We start from the raw sequence: 255 nt of genomic DNA, 5'->3' as shown, positions 1-255 counted from the left end.
AAAATTCAGTAATCGACGCCGGAATGTTTACGATGGTAATCATCCAGGACGCTACCGCCGATGACGCGATTAAGAACATGACCACGCTCGTCATTTTGGCAGAAGCAACTAACCCTTGGAAAAAATCGTTTAGCTTAAGCTCGCGATGGATGAGCATACCAACGATTAAGGCATATACCGCCGCTACGATCGCCGCTTCGGTCGGAGTGAAAATCCCGCCCTTCATCCCTCCCAGAATTAACACGGGCAAAAACA

The 255-nt window shown here is 48.6% G+C and carries 1 protein-coding gene; it reads right to left on the bottom strand.

Annotated elements, in window-relative coordinates; genetic code table 11:
* Positions 1 to 226: TRAP transporter large permease subunit (locus ACZYR9_RS27970; RefSeq protein WP_488981534.1), on the bottom strand; the 226-nt coding region annotated here is incomplete at its 3' end.
* Between the last annotated feature and the right edge of the window lie 29 nt (positions 227 to 255).

Source organism: Paenibacillus sp. F024 (genome assembly GCF_057814255.1).
The sequence above is the reverse complement of the archived record's forward strand: the minus strand, read 5'-3'. Positions and strand labels throughout refer to the sequence as shown.